Raw genomic sequence first — 4,972 nt, 5'->3', positions numbered from 1 at the left:
CAAGCACGTGACAGTTTAAAACGCTTGGCGGGTAACTGCGCTGCAGGCGGGGAAAGCAAACCCTGTGCAATACTGGCGGCGTTTAATATCTGACTTATGTTTGCATGACACATCTATTTTCGACGCTCAATAAACTGTAAAACCAAACCATAAATTAACGGTAAAACAAACAAGGCTAATACGGTAACGGAAATCATCCCGCCTACCATAGGCGCAGCAATGCGCTGCATCACATCACTGCCGGTACCATGACTCCATAAAATGGGCAGCAGGCCAGCGGTAATGGCGATAGCGGTCATGGCAACTGGACGGACTCTTTCTGCACTGCCTGAAAACACAGCTTGCCAGATAGCCTCTTTGGTGAGTTGTTGTTGTGGGTTCTGTTTCCTGACTTCATCTATCTTCTGATCGATAAAGGTTAGAACTAACACGCCAATCTCAGCGGCAACGCCAGCTAGTGCAATAAAACCGACAGCAACGGCAACAGAGAAGTTAAATCCAAGCCAATACAGCAACCATAAACCGCCAATGCTGGCAAACGGGATCGACAGCATCACAATAAGCGGTGACCGAATATTACGGAAGTTGAGGTATAACAATAAAAAGATAAGTAACAGTGTCAGAGGAATCACCAGCTTAAGTCGCTCTGCGGCACGTTGCATATACTCAAACTGCCCTGACCAACTGAGGGTATAACCCGGTGGCAGCGATACCTTTTCATCAATCAATTGACGTGCTTTCTCTACATAGCCGCCGATATCATCGGATTTTATATCAATATAGACCCAGGCATTGGGCCGTGAGTTTTCTGTCTTGATGACTGGGGCATCCCGTTTCAGACTTAAATCGGCCAGTTGTGATAATGGAATCTGGGCGCCGGTTGGTGCTGATATCAGGGTGCGCTTAAGCTCATTTAAGTTATCACGCATATCCCGTGGATAACGCAAATTGACGGGATATCGCTCCAGGCCTTCAACCGTATAGGTGACATTCATACCACCAATGGCTGTCTGAATGACATCTTGTACATCGCCAATATGTAAGCCATAACGCGCAATTTCATCTCTGTTGATATTGATATCAACAAAATATCCGCCTGTCGCTTTGTCACCAAATGCAGACAAGGTTTCAGGGAGCGTGTTGAGCAGTTGTTCAACTTGCGCAGTTAATGTATTGAGTTCGGTTAAGCTGGGACCACTGATTTTAATGCCGACTGGTGTTTTGATGCCTGTCGATAACATATCCAACCTTGTTTTAATGGGCATTGTCCAGCTATTGGTCAGGCCTGGAAACTGGATGGCTTCATCCATTTCATTCATCAGTTGCCGTGTGGTTTTACTAGGGTCTGGCCATTGCTCTCGCGGTTTTAAACGAATAGTTGTTTCGAACATTGATAACGGAGCCGGATCTGTGGCTGTTTCAGCGCGACCAGCTTTACCAAACACCGAAGCCACTTCGGGAAAGGTATGGAGAATCTTATCTGTTTGCTGCACTAACTCCCGTGCTTTAGAGATAGACAGTCCGGGGTAGGTGGTTGGCATATACAAAATGTCACCCTCATCGAGTGGTGGCATAAACTCGCTGCCTGTTCGTTGTATGGGAATGATACTAACAGCTAACAGCAATACGGTGATAAGCAATACGGGAAAACGATAATGAATACAAAATTTTAGAATAGGCCGATGAATACCGTGTAATAAACGATTCAACGGGTTTTTGGCTTCAGCAAGAATATTGCCGCGAATCAGTAATCCCATTAAAACAGGTACTAAACTTATTGCCAGAATAGCTGCCGCTGCCATGGCATACGTTTTGGTGAATGCTAAGGGACTGAATAAACGGCCTTCCTGCGCCTGCAGCGTGAACACCGGCAGAAAGGACACGGTGATAATCATAAGCGAGAAAAATAATGCCGGTCCCACTTCTTTAGAGGCAGTCGCTATCGCTTGCCAGCGTTCAGATGAAGAGAGCTTTCTGCCTAATTCAGTTGCGGCTTTTTCCAGGTGTTTATGTGCATTTTCAATCATCACAATGGCACCATCAATCATCGCACCTATCGCAATAGCTATGCCGCCAAGCGACATAATATTGGCATTAATCCCTTGCCAGTGCATTACGATAAATGCCATCAATATACCAATGGGTAAAGTAACAATTGCTACCAGTGCAGAACGTGCATGAAATAAGAAAATAATACAAATCAAGCTGACAATAAGCGACTCTTCCAGCAGCTTGTGTTTAAGATTATTCACACCACGATGAATCAGATCACTGCGATCATAGACGGGCAGTATTTCCACACCTGCTGGCAGGCTTTTTTCCAGTTCTTTAAGTTTTTCTTTTACGTTATTAATGGTACTCAGTGCATTTTCACCATAACGCATAACGACGATACCGCCTGCGACTTCACCTTCGCCATTCAGCTCAGCGAGTCCCCGGCGTAAATCAGGGCCGTAGTGAATATTAGCGATATCTGCCAGACGAATTGGCGTGCCATCTTCAGTCACACTGACGGAAATTGAGCGAATATCATCAAGTGACTGGATATAACCCAATCCACGCACCATGTATTCGGTTTCTGCCATTTCAATTAATTTACCGCCAACATCACTATTCGAACGCTGAATGGCTTTTTTCACTTTGGATAATGGAATGTGGTAATTCAGCAGGACATTGGGATCGACTTCGATTTGATATTGTTTGACATAACCGCCAATCGAAGCCACTTCTGCCACGCCATCCACGGTTTGCAGCGGATAACGTAAATACCAGTCTTGTATGGAACGCAATTGTGCTAAATCATGACGACCGCTTTTATCAACTAAGGCATATTCATATACCCAGCCAACACCGGTAGCGTCAGGACCGAGGCTTGGCGATACGTTTTCTGGGAGACGGTTACTGACATAATTCAGGTATTCCAGTACCCGTGACCGTGCCCAATACATATCGGTATTGTCTTCAAAAATAATGTAAACGAACGACAGGCCAAAAAAGGAATAGCCGCGTACAGACTTGGCTTTAGGTACGGCTAACATGGCCGTCGTTAAGGGATAGGTCACCTGATCTTCAACAACTTGTGGTGCTTGTCCCGGATACTGTGTGAATACAATCACCTGAACATCAGACAGGTCCGGAATGGCATCCAGAGATACATTTTTCAGGCTCCATAGACCTGTGACGACCAAAAAACTGGCTGCAAGTAAAACCAGTAGTTTTTCACGCAATGCCAGATCAATAATGGACTTAATCATGGTGATGATGCTCCATCTCTAGCATGTTCATTGACGAAGACGACGCCGGTGCTGGTGTCTCCTGTTCGATCATGTCTTGTTGATGATCGTGCATTTCTTCAGATGCAGGGGCGCCAATTGCACGCATTTTCTCAGTCGTTTCATTAAGTTTAGACTCAGAATCAATCAAGAACTGACTAGACGTTACCACTTCATCACCCACATTCACGCCGTTTAGGATTTGCGTCCTGCCATCGGCACTTAATCCGGTAGTGACCTTACGCGGCTCAAACTGACCCGCTGCTCTCATAATAAACACCTGCTCTTTATCACCTGAACGAATTATGGCCTCAGTCGGCACCGTAATGGCTTCAGGCTGATTTTTGGTATGAATGGTGACATTTGCAAACATGTCCGGTTTTAATAGCAAATCCGGATTATCAAATGCCATACGCACTTTAATGGTTCTGGTTGCAGCTTCAGCATAGGGGTAGATATAAGAAAGCGTGCCTTTAAAGGTTTTTCCTGGAATGGCAGTTAATTGCATGTCAACCGTATCGTTCTCACTGACCCAAGGCAGATCCGACTCATAGACCTGTGCGATCACCCAGACTTTATTGAGATCGGCCAGCATATATAACTCCGTTTGGGGTGTGACATACTGGCCTTCACGGGCGCCGATATTAATCACTGTGCCATTAAACGGAGAATGGATATGCAGCGCTTTAGGGATATTGCCCGTTTTCACCATATCGTGAATTTGATGCTCAGGCACATCAAGTAATGCCAGACGTTGCCGCGCTGAAACAACCATTTGTTCTGCACTGTGGCGAATATCGTCAAAGGGGCTGTTTTCCAGGGTTTTTGCACTGCTAATCGCTAATAAGTATTCCTGTGAACTGGTGACCAGTTGTGGCGAATACACACTTAATAACATCGTGTTTTTATCAACCTTGGTACCTGTTTTATCGACAAAAAGCTTTTCAACCCAGCCTTCTGTTTTGGGGTGAAGTTTAGATATGCGCTCTTCATCATAGGTCACCTTACCGACTGTACGAATAAGGTGCGATAAGCTGGAAAGTTTGGCAGTTGCGGTACGAACACCGATATTCTGTTCGGTGACCGGATCAATTTTAACCGTACCAGCTTTTTCTGGTGTAGAGGCCTCGTCTTCGTAAACCGGTATATAGTCCATGCCCATATGGTCTTTAGCAGGAACTGGCGACGTGACTTCCGGATTCATTGGATTACGGTAATACAACGGTTTGGCCGGTTTCTGCGTGGTTTCTGCTGTCACTGCTGGTGGGCTGGTCAAGTGCTGATATGTCATTAAACCGCCAGTACCAATCAATAAGCCGCTGATTAAACTGATAAAAATATACGTTGTTTTATTCATAAAAAGTGTCCTTACCTACACTGGCCTTCAGATTTGCTAATGCCGTTTTTGCTGTTTTTACGCTAAGCCATAACTGGGTTTCATAGTCATAAAGTGTGATTTGTGCTCTTACCAGGTTAAGAAAGTCGACTTTATTCACCTGATAACCCGATAGCATTGACGCTATAGTTTGTCGGGCCTGAGGCAAGATGCCTGTATTTAATAAGCTATATTGCTGACGTGCCTGCTCATATTGCGTCATGTAATTAGCAATCTCTGCTTGAACCTGATTCCAGCTATCCTGATAGGCGAACTGTTGTTGTTTTAATTCACTGTTTTTTTGTGAAATGGCCATTTTTTGTTT

Annotated in this window: 3 protein-coding genes; all 3 read right to left on the bottom strand. The window is 45.0% G+C overall.

Annotated features, from left to right (window positions below):
- Positions 1-113 precede the first annotated feature (113 nt).
- Complete coding sequence (locus tag B4K20_RS14765) at positions 114-3,254, bottom strand: efflux RND transporter permease subunit (RefSeq protein WP_289283493.1); 3,141 nt, start codon at positions 3,252-3,254, stop codon at positions 114-116.
- Positions 3,247-4,629 carry an efflux RND transporter periplasmic adaptor subunit gene (locus B4K20_RS14760; protein ID WP_289283492.1) on the bottom strand — a complete coding sequence of 461 codons (1,383 nt, stop codon included), beginning with the start codon at positions 4,627-4,629 and terminating at the stop codon, positions 3,247-3,249. Before B4K20_RS14760 ends, B4K20_RS14765 begins: the two co-directional genes overlap by 8 nt.
- Positions 4,622-4,972, bottom strand: a 351-nt coding sequence (locus tag B4K20_RS14755) for a TolC family protein (protein ID WP_289283491.1), incomplete at its 5' end; no start/stop codon positions are given. The genes B4K20_RS14760 and B4K20_RS14755, both read right to left, overlap by 8 nt.

The organism is Methylophaga sp. UBA5088 (assembly GCF_002414625.1).
GTDB classification, from domain to species: domain Bacteria; phylum Pseudomonadota; class Gammaproteobacteria; order Nitrosococcales; family Methylophagaceae; genus Methylophaga; species Methylophaga marina.
The sequence above is the reverse complement of the archived record's forward strand: the minus strand, read 5'-3'. Positions and strand labels throughout refer to the sequence as shown.